Genomic DNA, 16,245 nt, shown 5'->3' with positions numbered 1-16,245 from the left:
TCGTCTGGACTTCTTCAATGGCTAATAGAATTCATTATCCCTCGATCTGCTGCAAGTAAAATACTTGTGATTGGAAATCCCCGCCACGCTCAGCACTCCCGCCATTAACACCATTAAACTCCGTTGGGAGCGGCAGTCCCACGTTCATGAGTTCATCACCATAATAAGTCCGCTCGCTGCCAGCCACTTTATACATGTTCGATGCAGTTATTCCACTAAGACGAAGGGTCTGCTGCTTTTTTGGATTCGGTGTCGCCAAAACCTTATACCAGCCAATCAAGGCTTCCGATTGGTCTTGACTCACGACCATCCACGCCGTTTCATTTTTCGAAAACGGACTCAACAGGCGATAAAAGTGACCATCGCGTATTAACTCACGATGCTGTTTATAAAAAGCTACCTGCTCTTTAATTTCAATGCGCTCTTCTTCAGTTAATTTTACTGGATCTAATTCATAGCCAAATGTCCCAAAATAAGCCGTATTCGCCCTCGTTTGTAATGGCGTCGTCCTTAATGTTTGATGGTTCGGAACAGCCGATACATGAGAACCCATGCTATAAACAGGATATGCAAAGGATGTGCCGTATTGAATCTTTAACCTCTCAATCGCGTCTGTATCATCACTTGTCCATGCTTGCGGCGCATAATACATCATCCCTGGATCGAACCGTCCACCGCCGCCTGCACAAGATTCAAATAACACATTCGGGAACTCACTTGTTAACCGGTCGTAAAGAGCATAGACTCCTAAAATATACCGATGGAAGAACTCACCTTGCTCGTGAACGGCTAGTTTTTGCGAGAATGCTTCAGTAATGTTCCGGTTCATATCCCATTTAATGTACGCAAGATTTGTCTGTTTAATAATAGCGGACATTTTTTCATACAGATAATCGACAATTTCTGGTCTTGAAAAGTCAAGAACCAGTTGATTACGTCCCAAGGTGTAGTGCTGCCCAGGTATACCTACCGCCCAATCTGGGTGCTCCCTAAATAACTCACTATTCGGACTAATCATCTCTGGTTCAAACCAAAGCCCAAATTTCATTCCAGTCTCAGTTATTTTCATGGCTAAGCTTTCCAACCCATTGGGAAGCTTATTTAAGTCGACATGCCAATCACCAAGTGAGGAAGTGTCATCATTCCGTTTTCCAAACCAGCCATCATCAAGGACAAGCAGTTCGATTCCTAATTGACTTGCTGATTTCGCAATTTCCACGAGTTTTTCCTCATTGAAATCAAAGTAGGTCGCTTCCCAGTTATTAATCAAAATCGGACGCACGGCCTTTTTCCATTGACCTTGAATTAAATGCTCGCGGTAAAGGGTATGAAACGCCTGACTCATTCCATTTAAACCTTGATCGGAATAGACCATCACGACTTCCGGGCTTTGAAATGAAGCTTGTGGCTTTAGATTCCACTTGAAACCAAACGGATGAATCCCAACTGTCAGTCGGGCCATATCATAATGATCGACTTCTATTTGCATAAGGAAGTTACTGCTATAAATAAAATTAAAGCCATAGACCTCACCTGTATGTTCCGTCGCCTCAGGTCGCTGTAGTGCCAAGAACGGATTATGGTGATGAGAACTCACTCCCCGCAAACTGAAAATAGATTGAATCCCTGTTTCAAGCTTTCTTTCCTTAACATGTCTCTCCCTTGACCATGTTCCCGCTAAATGAATCATCGTAAAATCCTTATCAGGCAGGTCTAACGATGCTCCCATGAATCGATCAATAACTAATTCTCCTGTACCAAGGTTTTTCAAGGAGGCACTTCTGGTTATCGCAGGTTTGTCACGAAAAATCGTGTAATTTAACAATAACTCCGCTTGCAGGAACTCATCTTTTAAGGTGATTTGCAGTGTACTGGCCTCATGTTGTTCTTCTGTATAGGTTGCTGGAAGACCTTCAAGACGAGGTTTTCCGTCTAGCAGTTGATACGAATCATAGGTGAAATGGGGAACATGATTAGCGGTCGTTTTACTTACACTGATTGCTGGCTCGCGAAAATCAGAATTGCCGTAGGCAGGGTATTCTTGACGCAGTGTTTCCAAGCCAAAGGCAGGATCATCCGCGTATACGTGTGTAGTCGCCCCGGTTGGAACATCATACACTTGCAAGTGGGAAAAATCATCTCGATTCCGCAATGCTTTTCCGTAATAAAGATGGCCTAATTGGCCATTTTTCATCACGTGAAAAATATAACTTATTTGGCCATTTGTTAAATGAAACTGTCTGTCCTCTTGATTAACATGAATTAGCATAACCTTCTCCTCTACAAAAATAGATTGTTTTAAAACTTATAAGGAAAGAGCCTGGCTACTTCAGGCTCTTTCCTCGTATATGTTCCTTTTCAGATTAGATTCTATCGATGTTAAACTCGAATTCCATGTCTTTGTCTGCATGAATTAGATGTTCATCATGTACTGGTGCACCCCAGCTGTCGTCTCCGCCAACACCCATTTGTCTGCCTGCCACGGTGACAACGGTATAATGGACGCTCGGAAGTTCAAAAACATGCTGGGCACTTTCAAGCTCGAATGCTGTGTATGGCGAAAAGTTGCACTCTAACGGTTCACTAACGGAAGAAATTCTAATCCCTTGGCCGTCTCGGTTCGTCAGGTTCACGCGTCGGACTCCCGTGCGGTTACCTGACTCCTGCGGCATCACGTAGCCTGATAGATTATCTGCTACTTGGTTTTTAAAGATTCCTAGTCTTGCACCCATGTTACGGTCACTGTAATTCTCTTCTGGTCCCATTGCATACCACTCAAGTTGGTCATAAACCGCCGGAACCTTGAAGGACACTGCAAAAATCGGCAACTGCGGCAGATCTTCCGCCCCTTTATATTTAGATTTCACACGGACACTTCCATCAGGATACACCGTGTAAACCGTTGTAACGGTTACGTCATTATGAATTGAGAATTTATACGTAAAAGCAAGATCAACTTGACTTCCCTTTTCTGCCACTTGGATATCCACACATTTCCTGGCTAAGCTAGCCGCATACCAGAGACCAGAGTGGAAGCTTTGAGAATAACCACGATCATTGTCAGTAGTCGCCCTCCAGAATAATGGGGCCGGAGGAAGGGCAATCATTTCTTTTCCTCCATAATTCAACGAAACCAGACTTCCCACCTGCTTAGAGAACATGACCGTGAAATCTCTGCCGTGAACGCCAATATTTACATCCCCATGAGCAATCCGCAGTTCTCCCTTTGCGGCCATAGTTTCCCTCGAACCCACCTGGTAGACATATTGACCAAATGCAATCTCATAACCGGCATCTGCCCATAGCGTGTTTTCCTTCAGCTTTAGTGAAGTTTGAATAGAATACTCGCCGGATTTGGCTGCGATGTTTTCAGGCAAGGTAAATTCAAAACGTTGCTCGTTTTGCGGTTCAACAGCTGCTACAAGGGTATTTTTGTACAATTCCTCCCCTTCAAGGAGAAAGGAATATTCCAGCTCATAATCCGCGGGATTCGAGAACAAGCTTTCATTTTTAACGGTAATACCTGTTGGGTCTGGTAGGAGCTTGAAGTTTTGATATAGGAATTTCACTTCCTGCATTTTTGGTGAAAGCTCACGGTTGGCATATACAATACCGTTTGTACAGAATCCGTAATCAGTCGGACGGTCGCCAAAATCTCCTCCGTATGCAAGGAACTCGTTTCCATATCGATCCTTCTTATAAATGGATTGATCAATATAATCCCAAATAAAGCCGCCCTGATACATTGGATACTTTTGCTCTAAATCCGTATATTTGTACATACCGCCAAGTGAATTCCCCATTGCATGCATATACTCGCAGCTAATGTATGGCTTGTCTGGGTCTTCAGATAAATATTTTTCAATATCAGCAGGCTTCGCATACATGCGGCTTTCCATATCACTTGTCGCATTATAGTCACGGTTATGAAAAACACCCTCATAATGAACAAGTCGGCTCGGATCAACCTTTTTAAAATATTTAGAGACATTAAGAATGACTTCACCTGCGTATGATTCGTTACCGCAAGACCAAATCAAAATAGAGGGGTGATTCTTGTCACGTTCAAACATAGAAACAGCCCTGTCCATGACAATGTCTTCCCACTCCGGCTTATTCCCAGGAATGTTCCAAGACGGCTCAACCGCGCCCATTTTCTGCCACGAACCATGTGATTCTAAGTTCATTTCATCAATAACATAGACACCATATTCGTCGCACAACTCGTACCAATAACTCTGATTCGGGTAATGGGACGTCCGGACAGCGTTAATGTTGTGCTGTTTCAGCGTTTTAATATCCCAGAGCATATCCTCTTTAGTTATTGCACGGCCTGACCGGCAATTAAATTCATGGCGATTCACACCCTTGAAGACAATCCGTTCACCGTTTAGTTTCATAATTTTATCGACGAGTTCAAATCGTCTGAAACCGACCTTCTGCGGAATCACCTCTACCAATTTACCTAACTCGTCATATACCTGAATATAAAACTTATACAAATAAGGATTTTCTGCACTCCATAGCGCTGGTTTATCAACCTGCACGGTAACTTTCCACTTTCCGTCAGAGAACTCTCCATTTTGTGTTGCCATAATACAACCATCAGCATCATACAATTCAGCTACTATTTTTGAAGGAGAAGCGATGGCAGGTAAAAGCTTAAGATCGGCTTGAAGTGTACCTTTCGTAAAAGTTGAATCCAATTCCGCGCGAACAGCAGCATCATAAACGTGAATTTCAGGTACTGTGTAAAGGTAAACATCACGAAAAATACCAGAAAAGCGCCAGAAATCTTGATCCTCCAGCCAACTGCCTGTGCTTCGCTGGTAGACCTCTACGGCTAACTTATTTTCACCTTCAACCAGAAAAGGGGTAAGCTCAAATTCTGCTGGAGTAAACGAGTCTTCACTATAGCCAACAAACTCCCCGTTTACCCACACATAAAAAGCCGACTCTACACCTTGAAAGGATATATATACAGGTTTGTCTTCCATGTTTTCCGGCACCGTAAACATCTTCACATAGCTGCCCACTGGATTATGGTCAGTCGGAATCTCAGGAGGACGGATCTCGTTATGTCCGTCCCATGGGTACATTGTATTCACATATTGTGGTTTTCCATAGCCCTGAAGCTGGATATGTCCCGGTACTGTAATGTCTCCCCAGCCCAAACAGTTAAAATCAAGTTGGTAAAAGCGCTCCGGACGGTTATTCGGATTGACGCTATAGGTAAATTTCCAGTTTCCGTTTAATTCATGACGCAGCGGCATGGGACCATCACTTTTAGCCTCCTCTAACGTCTCGTAATATAAGTGATCTGAATGTGCAGGCATTCGATTAACGGCAAACACATTCACATCCGTAAGCCAATTTATGTTTGGAACTGTTGTCATCACAAACCCTCCTTCTATTTCCATTTTCAAAAATTCACTATTTAACAGACCCCATCATACCGGCAACAAAATGCTTTTGCATAATGAAGAAGATAAGGGCAGCTGGTAAAGTTGCAATTACAATTGCTGTCATAATCATTCCAAAGTCAGGTGAGTAGCTGGATCCGAGATTAGAAATTAACAATGGAATGGTTTGGTTTTCAGGTGACTGCAACACAACAAGCGGCCAGAGATAACTGTTCCAGCTAGCCATGAAGGTAATAATCGCAGCCGCTGCATAGGTCGTCTTCATCGTAGGGACGTAGATTCGGAAAAATACCCCCCACTCAGTTAGACCATCAATCCTGCCAGCTTCAATAATTTCCTTCGGGAACATCTTTGTACTTTGTCTAAAGAAAAAGATGAGATAGGCTGTTGTAACCGTCGGCAAGATTACGGCTGCAATCGTATCAATACCAATGATCGGAAACGATTGAGAAATGGTCGCAAACATTCTAAATAGTGGTACCATTAATGCCGCAAATGGAATCATCATTGAAACTAGTAAAATGTTGAACACAAAGTCCTTCGACTTACTTTTATAAATCTCAAATCCATACCCTGCCAATGAGGCGATAAGTAACGCAAGGACAGTAGTGAGAATTGAGATCTTTGCTGAGTTTAGTAATGCAGGTATAAGGTCAACTTGGCCAAGTAACTTGTCAAGGTTTTGCATAAAATGAGTGCCTGGCAGCATCCTTCCTTGCGTTACATCCACAGACTTGTTTGTGGAGCTTACTATCATCCACAGAAATGGAAAAATAGAAACAATGGATGCGATGATAAGGACTGTATAACTGAATGTACGTTTAAGGTTATTCATTTTTATCACCTGCCACTTTAAACTGAATGATAGAGAAGATGACGATCATAATAACAATGGCATAAGAAACGGTGGCCGCATAGCCAAAGTCAGGGGTATATTTAAACGATAAATTATAGATGTACTGAGAAATCGTCATGGTCGCATTTCCTGGTCCACCCTTGGTAATATTCATAACCTCATCAAATAACTGAAGCGTACCTATCGTTGAGGTAATAGATGTAAATAGGATAATTGGCTTCAACATTGGGATTGTTATTTTGAAAAATTGTTGTATGGATGAAGCACCATCTATTTTTGCCGCTTCATAGATCGATTCATCAACATTTTGAAGAGCGGATAAATAGAATATCATGTTATAGCCGGTCCAACGCCATGTGATAGCGACAATTATCGCTATTTTTGCCCAAAAGGGGTCGGTAAGCCATTGAATGGGTTCTGAAATTAGTGAAACTTTCATTAACATGATATTAATAATGCCATCTTGACCAAACAAATATTTGAAGATAACGGAATAGGCAACAAGAGAGGTTACACATGGCAAGAAGATGGCTGTTCGAAAAAATCCCTTGAACTTCAACGTTTTATTATTTAATAAAACCGAAAGAAACAAAGCGAGTAAAATCATCACTGGTACTTGAATAATCAGATAGATCACGGTATTTTTTACTGTTGTAAGGAAGGTAGGATCCTTAAATAACCGCGTATAATTATCGATGCCTGTAAAGGTTAGATTCGCACCCACACCTGATTTAAAAGATAAAATAAGTGCCTGAACCATTGGGTAGAAGTAAAACAAAAAGATCATTACGGTAGCGACGATAACAAAGGACCAGCCTATGATATTATTTTTCGCACGAACCTTTCGGCCTGAATTTGTTTTCGGAAGGGCTTGAGGGTGATTTTCTTTCGCTGTTATCAATTTAAGTCAACTCCTTACATTTTTAGTTCAAGAAAAGAAAAGAGCCTCAGAATATCGCCTGACACATCAGATGGCTCCAATAAAGGATAATAGAAGCCGGCGAATTCCTAAGGCATAATTTCTTTTAAATAAAAGATGTGTTACTTTCTAACTTTCTTTATCTATTTAATTTGTTCTTCAGCTTGCTTTTGAGCATCTTCTAGTACTTTATCAATGTCTTTACCTTTTAGGTAATCCTGCATTCCAACCGCTAATATATCCTCAATTGCATACGTATGCATACCATAGTTTACTTGAGGGATTTTTTCTGTCCAAGCAGCAAAGTCAGAAACTACCTTTTGACCTCCGAAGAAATCATCCGCTGCCTTATAAGCTTCCCCTTCAGCAGCTGGCTTGTAAGTACCGATAGCTCCCATTTCCTTATTCAATGTTTGATAAAAATCAGCATTAGAACCAAAGGTTTTTCCTAAGAAGTCAGCAGCCTTTTCTTTACCTGGGACATTAAGCACGTACCAAGAACTGCCTCCTAAGTTTGAAGCGTTCACGGAGCCTGCAATTCCACCTTGTCTTGGCATTGGAACAACTGCCCATTTGCCTGCTTGTGATGCTTCGGCTTTAATGGATGGTGTAATCCAGTTACCTGTTGGAACAGTTGCAACATCACCGCTGTTAAAGCCTGCAACAAATTGGCCCCAGTCAGAGACAGGTTTCACTAGGTCAGCATCAAGAATCGCTTTATATGTTTGGAACGCTTCCTTTAAAGCCGCGTTGCCTGCAATATCAGGAGTAACCCCGTCGTTCTTTAAATACCATGAACCACTCGTTTGAATCATCATTCGAATCAGACCAAGGTCCTTTGGATCCTGTGTAAGCATTTCTTTACCAGTTGCTTCTTTTACCTTTTTACCGATTTCAATGTATTTGTTCCAGTCAATGTCTTTTAAATCTTCAACTTTGTAGCCAGCTTTTTCTAAATAATCCGTTCTAACGTATAGTCCCGTAACACCCGTATCGAATGGAAGGCCGTAGTTCTTGCCATCTAGGCTAGTAGGGGCAATTTTATACTGAGCGAAATCATCTGCTTTAAAGGATCCCGTTAATTCATGGAACATGTCTGGATACGCCTTAAGGAAGCTTTGCGCACGATAGTCTTCAATTAGGACGATATTTGGCAAGCCTTTTGTAGTACCAGAGCTTAAGCTGGTATTTAGCTTTTGAATAATATCATCTTGAGCGTTTTCAACTACTTTAATATTTACATCTGGATTTTCAGACTTATAAACATCTTTAGCAATGTTCATTGCTTTAATGTTAAAATTCGGGTCCCATGCCCAGACTGTTACTTCATTGGTATCTTTGCCGTTTTCGGAAGCATCTTTATCTTTGGATCCCGAAGAACAGGCTGTTAGCATCAATATACTAACTAAAAAGAGTGCTAGTATTTTTTTCATTGATATTCCCCCAACATTCTTATTTTGTAAGCGTTATCCACCTTACAAATACAATGTTATCATTTGCTTGAATGTAACAGTTAGGACGATATTTTTAATAGATTGTAATATTTTTATAACATGAACACGCTTCCATTGAATTTATTTGTACTATCTTTGGTTTCTATGATTATTTTTAGGTAGGCTGTTTGCTATTTATCCCGTAGCCCGAAAACACTTCGCTTTCCGCGGGCACCAAACAGCCTTTAGGTAACAGAAATTGGAAGGGTGATACGGACTTTTGTCCCTTCTCCCAACTCGCTCGATATTGTCACCCCATATGGTTCCCCGTAAATAAGCTGGATCCGGTCATGGACATTCCGAACACCGATCCCCGAGAACAATTGTTGTTTGCGCTTCGTTCTCGGAAGCTTGCTCTCCGGCGATACTTCCATTCCGTCTCCGTTATCAACTACTTCACAAATTAGATTGTCCCCCTCTTTCCAGACGAGAACATTAATGTAACCTTCACCTTTGCGATTAAATCCATGGAAGAATGAATTTTCCATAAATGGCTGCAAAATTAGTTTGGGTACGTGATAATCCAGACAATCTGGAGCAATGAAATAGTTAACCTTAATCCGATCTCCATAGCGTTTTTGATTAATGAGCACGTAATTTTTTAAATTATCGACTTCCTGCACAATCGAATTGGTCTCGCTGACATTGCCAATCGTATTCTGAAGCAACGAAATCAACGCATTAATTGTCGCCTCCGTCTCTGCTTTTTCACCCATCTGAACCATAAATTTTATGGAGGTCAGTGTATTGTATAAAAAATGTGGATTAATTTGCTGCTGAAGTGCAGCCAATTCCGCATTGCGCTGTTGCTTTTGAGATTCTACAAGCTGTTCGACATACTCATGCAGTTCATCGAGCATGGAATTGAAGGTATTGCCAATTTTCATGGTTTCATATGTGCCAGTTTCAGACACATACTGGTGAAAATCATGTTTCGACGCATTTGCAATTTGCTTTACCAGCCTTGATAATGAATTGGTCAATCTCCTCGTAGCAAGGAACACAATGATGAGCGCCACAAAGACTATCCCCATAGAAATGAGAATAATATCTTTTTTATCAATTAAATCTCCAATTGCTCGTTGTTTGTCAATTACATTGAAAAGATACATATCAAATGATGGAAGGTATTCCATCGAGATAATCTGATCCTGCCCCATAAAGTTTTCAATAATATAGTGGTCGGAACTCGCTTCAATTTTACCAGCGTAATGAAGAAGGTCTTTTGCTTGTTTTCCAATGAGTTGAGACTGGTTGCTCGATACTATGACCCCCTGCTTGTCAACGACAAAAACATTATTCCCAGGACTTGTGTAGTTTGTGAAGAACTTTCTAAATTCACTTTCATCTATGGCAAAAAACATCGCTCCATAGATTGTTCCTTTGATTCGTTCCATTATCACCTTGGATGCAACAATGAACCTGCTATTCTTCTTATCGTTTCGGTGATCGTATTGATACATAAGTTTCTTTGGTTGTTTAAACGTATTACTCATAATGGTACTTGTCTTCAACTCTTCGTCCGATATTGGCCAGTATGCACGATCCGTCGCGAAACTGAAGCCGTTTTTCCCCATGACAAGAATCCCTACCTCGTAAGCATCTAAATTAGATTTGACTCTCTTCATCTGCTGGCCCATATAATAATAAGCACTAAATCTCTCTTTATTGGATTGTTGTTCCTTTGTAAGGATACTTTTCACCGTTCCACTTTGAAGAAGGTTGTTTGAAGATAGGACGATTGAGTAGTTAAACGTCTCAAAGCTTTCCTTTACCTGATTCATTACTTTGGAATTTGTAATGCTAAACTTTTTAATAAAGAACTGTTCTGACATACGAATGGTCGTCCAGGTGATGGTGATGGATACAGTGATAATCATCAGAACGGTAATTAGAAACATAATGATAAACAATCCGTTGTGTTTAAAGCGTTCAGGAATAAATCTCATAGTTTACCATCTCTTATCTTAGTTTTTGCTTTCTTTTGTATTGGCTTGGAGATGATCCCTTTATTTTCTTAAATACTTTACAGAAATAACTATGATCAGAATAACCCACCAAGCCACTGATTTCAGAAATTGATTCTGTCCCCTGAATTAATAGTTTGGTGGCTTCTTCTATCCGAATTCTATTCAAATATTCGATAAAGCTCTCTTTATTGTGAGTGGAAAAATAGCTAGAAAGGTAAGATGGATTAAAATGAAAATGCTTGGCCACCTCTGTAAGGGTAAGCGGCTCTGCATAGTGCTCGCTAATATATTGCATTAGCTTTTTCATATTTACACCTTCCGGCTGATTTTTCATAGCGAATATGCATTTTTTTGCCTCTTCTGTAAAACGGTTCATAAGTTCGACTGCTTCGCTCGCTGACCGTGCTTCATCAATCGATCTAAAGTACGAATACTTGGCATTTTCCAATTCTGTAACGTCATATTCCATATTACTTAAAAGGATACTTATGTTAAAAATGATGTTGCCTAAAAAAGCTTTGTATTCAAAAACATCTTTTGTATAACAATTTGACATTGCTAAACAATAGCTCTGTAGATATTGGAAAGTCACCTCAAAATGTTTGTGTTTTAATTCTTCAGTAAACCAATCTAAATTGAAATTTTCAGGTTTGGGCGGTACTTGGGGAAGATTCGCTTTCAGTAAAAACGGTTGATTGGGAAAATAAAAACGATAACCCAGCAATTTTACGAGACTCTCTTTGTAGATGCTTCCTAGTTGAGAAAGGTCGGTAAACTCCTCCGTCAACGCAAGACTGATTCCCTGAATGGACTGGGCAAGTTGGCCGGTAAATGAGATGACTGTTGGAAGATCCTTCTTATTTAGATTAAGTAAGTACCCAATGATATTTGCTTCATCGATTAAAGACTCGTAGACTGCTTGTCCTAGGTTATCCTGAAATGCCGCTTCCATTTTCCCTTTGATATTGGTTTGAAATTCTTTGCTATTTTTGGATTGGTGGTTCCTTAAGTCCGCACCGATTAAACAATAATGGCTGTTTGGAAAAGCTTGAGATACTACATCTGGTTCATAATTTACTTCATAACCTGAAATGAGTTTATCGATAATCTGCCCGATTGGGAGATTGCCATTTAATCTATTCATTTTCTGAAAGGAAGGAATGCGGCTTGCTGCAGTTTTCAACGCCTTTAACAGCACGTCTGCGTTAAGTTTTGGCTTTAAAATATAATCAACAACACCACTTTGGAAGGTGGAACGTACATAATCGAATTCTCCAAAACTACTCAAAACAATAATTTCAATTTGAGGATACTTATCCTTCACAATTCTTGTTAATTCTTCCCCATCCATGATGGGCATCACGATATCGGTGATGATGATATGTGGTTTGGTCGCTTCAATTAACTCAAGGGCTTCTTGACCGTTCGAAGCCTCACCCACAATCATAAACCCCTCTTGTTCCCAATGGATATAGTGCTTAATCCCTTGTCTGATTAACATTTCATCATCTACAATAAGTGTTCGGCATAACTCCCCGACTGTCAAAATAATCCCTCCAGAGGATGACATGTACAATTAATAATTTCAATATTTTAATTATACTATATCTATTCTGAATACTTTTTCATTAAATTGTTCGATTAGTTGCAGAACTGAGAAAACCAAATAGGGCCCTATCCAAACAAAAGAATAGGACCCCGTACTTTTTATTTATAACCAATACGCTAAGAGAAAGGGACATAGGGTGTCAGGCACCGCTCGTGGACATTTGTCCACGAGTGGTGCCTGACACCCTTTCATTCGGTATTAAAAATTTAATTGGATTTTTTGTGCCTCTTCCAGCCTTTCATGTTTTTCATTAAATACATCGCTGGTTAGGATTTTTATCCATTCAATCTGTTTATCGTTTGCTTGGTCGACGATGAAACCTAAACTACCACGCTTTATTTGGCTTCCTTCGATTTCCCCATTTAAATGTTCAAGATACATATCCTGTTTCCAATCCTGTTTTACTCCCGTATTTGTTTCAAACAGGGCGACTGGGGCAAAATTTCGTTTTTCTTTGGCGTGATTTTCAATATCCACACTTATTTTAATAAAATCAAATTCCTCTTCTTCCGTTAACGGGTGGAAATAATCAATGAGACTGTAATCAGGCCGGTAGTGCAGTAATTTTATTTCTTTGATCGTGTACTCGATATCCCCAAAATGATATGCCTTATTTATTTGTTTTATCGATTTTAAGGTAGCCTCTCCTTTTTCATCCGTAACCGACTGGCCTGGGTTTTGTAACGTCGAATCATCAGTAACCTGAGGGCTATTATAATAGGCAGTGTGATCATCTTCCGATATATTTTTGGTTTCCGTGGAGGTTTTCTCCATGTTTGAACCGGTTTTTTCATTAGTTGGTAGTATTGAAACGAATGAGCAGCCAGTTAACAGGAAAACAAATAATAAAATTATCATGGCCTGTTTCACATCGATTCCTCCCATCAAGTAAAAATGCCTTTTTTAGCAAGTGATCCCATTGCTTAAATTACAACGGGATCTACCATTGCCAAATCCTTCGTCCTCATTATTTTGAAACCCTATCTTACTTGTCTTCAATGACTGTTTTTCTACTTCCTTTTTCAAGAATGTCAAAGATGATTTTTGCATTGTCTGTATTATCAATTTGTCCAGCGAAGCGTTCGCTTGCAGGGCCGAATGCATATACATTTACATCTTCACCCGTATGTCCGCCCGTCGTCCATCCTGTGAATGAACGGGTATCAATAATTTGTTCAATTGCATTATCAATATCCACCACTTTCTTTGCAGCAGCGGCATCTTTAACAGATTGAATCTCTTTCTCTGTTAAAGGAAGATTGATAAATTTATTTAACGTTTCTTTCACATCTGCACCGTTGGCAATTTGCTCTGCCATATAATCTGGCGTACGTTTAGCAGCATTGATTGGGGCACTAAACCAGTTGTACTCGCCGCGGGCACCTATGGAGTAACCGCCAGTCGAATGGTCTGCTGTCGCTACAACCAGTGTATGTCCATCCTTTTTAGCGAAATTAATCGCTGCTTTGAACGCCTTTTCGAAATCTTCCATTTCACTCATTGCGCTAACAATATCATTATCATGGCCAGCCCAGTCGATTTGACTTCCTTCCACCATTAAAAAGAAACCCTTTTTATTTTGATCTAAGCGCTCAATGGCAGAGTTCGTCATATCTGCAAGCGAAGGCACCTCTTCTGTGCGGTCAATCATTTTTGGCATGCCGCGTTTCGCAAATAAACCGAGTACCTGATCGTTCTTATCCTTTTTCAATTCTTGAAGAGTAGAAACATAGCTGTAACCGTCTTTTTTGAATTCATTAGTAAGGTTACGGTCTTGACGGATAAATAAATCGGAGCCGCCTCCTAAAAGGACGTCAATTTTGTGTTGACCATTAACCTTTTCATTATAATAATCATCAGCAATAGCATTCATGTTATTTCGGTTTACATCATGGGAGCCGAATGATGCTGGTGTCGCATGTGTAATTTCAGACGTAGCAACAAGACCTGTTGATTTCCCTTGCTCTTTTGCAGCTTCAAGCACTGTTTTAACTTCAGATTTGTCGTTATCAACGGCGATGGCAGCATTATAAGTTTTAACCCCAGCAGCCATTGCTGTTGCTGCAGAAGCTGAGTCTGTTACATTTTGCTTCGCATCCTCCGGATAGGTAGTTTGTTGTCCAACCAGAAATTTATCAAACTCAGTTGGCTCTACTTTTTTCGTAGCAGGATTGTCCTTTAAATAACGATAGGCCGATGAATAAGAAACACCCATCCCATCACCAATTAGAAAAATGACATTTTTAATTTCCGCATTGTTATTAACTGCTGTTTCCGATTGTGCGTTTGCAGTACTAACTCCTGTAAGATTGCTAAACGCTATGGTTGAAAGGACAGCAACTGGAAGCACCTTTTTCATTAATTTTTTCTTAAACAATTGGATTTCCCCCTCGATTACAGATGTTATTACGATTTCCATTATAGAAGGGGTTTATTAAGCAAATGTAAACAAATGTAAAGATGTAATTCATTGCATTACGCAAAATATAGGAACTTCGTATTATAGGCAATGGAATTTTGACTAAACTAGTTTTTCAATTATGATTACGGATAAACTTCTCCTGAAAATGGCATATTTTTCTTTATATTTTCTTAACAAAAATGGAACATTTGCTTAAGAGTAATCTTCAAGATAAACAAAAGATGCCATTAGTTCACTAGTGGTGCCTGACACCTTTTTCTGTTACTATTTTGAATAGAATTATATTTTCGTATAGATACGAGATTAGGATTAGGAGTACAACTTATGTTGAGGAACAAGAATGTTTGGATATTGTTAACAGGGGAATTTATTGCCGGCCTCGGTTTGTGGCTTGGTATTATTGGTAATTTAGAATTCATGCAGGCGAAGCTGCCTTCGGACTTCTTAAAATCACTTCTTCTGGCTGCAGGATTGCTTGCAGGAATTGCGGTTGGTCCCTATGCAGGCCGGCTTACTGATCAGGCAAGTAAAAAAACAGTCATGCTGTTAGCCGGATTTGTAAGGGCTATCAGTGTCATTTTTATGTTAATAGCGATTGCCACTGGCTCGATCTGGTGGATGGTCGTATTTTTAGTCTTGCTGCAGATTTCCGCAGCGTTTTATTTTCCAGCCCTTCAAGCGTCGCTGCCGCTGATTGTGGCTGAAAAGGATTTGCTCCAATTAAACGGTATTCATATGAACGTATCGACGCTGTCTCGCATTATCGGAACTGCGGTGGCAGGGATATTGTTGGTGATTCTGCCATTATCAATGCTATATGTCAGTTCTTTGGTCGCGTATATCGGACTATTTATCCTTACTTGGTTCTTGGATATCGATGAATCGAGGGAGCTGCAACTTGCAAAGAATACCCCTACTGAAAAAACTAGTTTTAAAGACGTTTTTCCAATTATTAAAAGTTTGCCCATAGTCTTGATGACGCTGATCATGACATTGGTCCCGGTCCTATTTCTGGGCGGATTTAACCTAGTAGTTATTAACATTAGTGAACTCCAGGATAGTTCGGCCATAAAGGGCTGGATTTACACAGCAGAGGGAATCTCCTTCATGCTTGGCGCTTTTTTCATTAAATTAATCAGTGACAAAACTTCACCCTACATCATCTTATTTGCCTGTTCGTTTATGATTGGAGGATCCCAGCTGCTTCTCTATTTGGCTGACATTCCTGTGTTGACCATTGTTGCGTTTGCGCTTTTTGGATTTTCTGTCGGCTGTTTTTTCCCAACAGCTGCCACCATTTTTCAAACGAAGGTACCGAAGGAATTTCATGGCCGCTTCTTTTCATTTCGGAACATGCTTGACCGGATCACATTTCAGATCGTCCTGCTCATTTCAGGCTTTCTTCTTGACCTCATCGGCCTTCAGCTCATGTGCGTATTGTTCGGAGGTATATCCATCATCATGACAGCTATCTTTTATACCAGACATAAATACCTTCAAACCCGGCCAGCCAAACAAAATAACTAACCTTAAAAGGCACCATCCACAAATCG

The 16,245-nt window shown here is 40.3% G+C and carries 10 protein-coding genes; 1 reads left to right on the top strand and 9 read right to left on the bottom strand.

Annotation, left to right across the window (positions count from 1 at the left end; all coding sequences use genetic code 11):
- Positions 1 to 34: 34 nt before the first annotated feature.
- The 9 genes from ACJ004_RS26065 to ACJ004_RS26025 form a co-directional block, all read right to left on the bottom strand.
- Positions 35 to 2,269 carry an alpha-galactosidase gene (locus ACJ004_RS26065; RefSeq protein ID WP_410896020.1) on the bottom strand — a complete coding sequence of 745 codons (2,235 nt, stop codon included), beginning with the start codon at positions 2,267 to 2,269 and terminating at the stop codon, positions 35 to 37.
- Between the two features lie 94 nt (positions 2,270 to 2,363).
- Complete coding sequence (lacZ, locus tag ACJ004_RS26060) at positions 2,364 to 5,396, bottom strand: beta-galactosidase, LacZ type (RefSeq protein ID WP_410896019.1); 3,033 nt, start codon at positions 5,394 to 5,396, stop codon at positions 2,364 to 2,366.
- A 37-nt stretch (positions 5,397 to 5,433) separates the two neighbouring features.
- Entirely contained in the window at positions 5,434 to 6,258 is an 825-nt protein-coding gene (locus ACJ004_RS26055; RefSeq protein WP_410896018.1) for a carbohydrate ABC transporter permease, read from the bottom strand.
- A complete protein-coding gene (locus ACJ004_RS26050; RefSeq protein WP_410896067.1) occupies positions 6,251 to 7,102 on the bottom strand; it encodes a carbohydrate ABC transporter permease in 852 nt (283 codons plus the stop codon). The genes ACJ004_RS26055 and ACJ004_RS26050 overlap by 8 nt, the downstream gene beginning before the upstream one ends.
- Positions 7,103 to 7,341: 239 nt before the next feature.
- Positions 7,342 to 8,631: an ABC transporter substrate-binding protein gene (locus tag ACJ004_RS26045; protein WP_410896017.1), complete on the bottom strand. Its 1,290-nt coding sequence runs from the start codon at positions 8,629 to 8,631 to the stop codon at positions 7,342 to 7,344.
- A gap of 245 nt (positions 8,632 to 8,876) precedes the next feature.
- A complete protein-coding gene (locus tag ACJ004_RS26040) occupies positions 8,877 to 10,640 on the bottom strand; it encodes a sensor histidine kinase (protein ID WP_410896016.1) in 1,764 nt (587 codons plus the stop codon).
- A 13-nt stretch (positions 10,641 to 10,653) separates the two neighbouring features.
- Positions 10,654 to 12,207, bottom strand: a complete 1,554-nt coding sequence (locus tag ACJ004_RS26035) for a response regulator transcription factor (RefSeq protein ID WP_410896015.1) — start codon at positions 12,205 to 12,207, stop codon at positions 10,654 to 10,656.
- A 261-nt stretch (positions 12,208 to 12,468) separates the two neighbouring features.
- Positions 12,469 to 13,140 (bottom strand): hypothetical protein, encoded by a 672-nt coding sequence (locus tag ACJ004_RS26030; protein WP_410896014.1) that lies wholly within the window; start codon positions 13,138 to 13,140, stop codon positions 12,469 to 12,471.
- Positions 13,141 to 13,255: 115 nt separating this feature from the next.
- The gene (locus ACJ004_RS26025) at positions 13,256 to 14,629 is read right to left on the bottom strand and encodes an alkaline phosphatase (RefSeq protein ID WP_410896066.1); all 1,374 of its coding nucleotides are present in this window, start codon (positions 14,627 to 14,629) and stop codon (positions 13,256 to 13,258) included.
- 387 nt (positions 14,630 to 15,016) lie between these two features.
- Here ACJ004_RS26025 and ACJ004_RS26020 point away from each other — a divergent pair, with 387 nt between their 5' ends.
- Entirely contained in the window at positions 15,017 to 16,219 is a 1,203-nt protein-coding gene (locus ACJ004_RS26020; RefSeq protein WP_410896013.1) for an MFS transporter, read from the top strand.
- Positions 16,220 to 16,245: the final 26 nt, after the last annotated feature.

The organism is Neobacillus sp. 204 (assembly GCF_046562815.1).
Lineage (GTDB): Bacteria > Bacillota > Bacilli > Bacillales > Cytobacillaceae > Neobacillus.
Note: the sequence above shows the minus strand (reverse complement) of the source record. Positions and strands in the feature narration are given on the sequence as shown.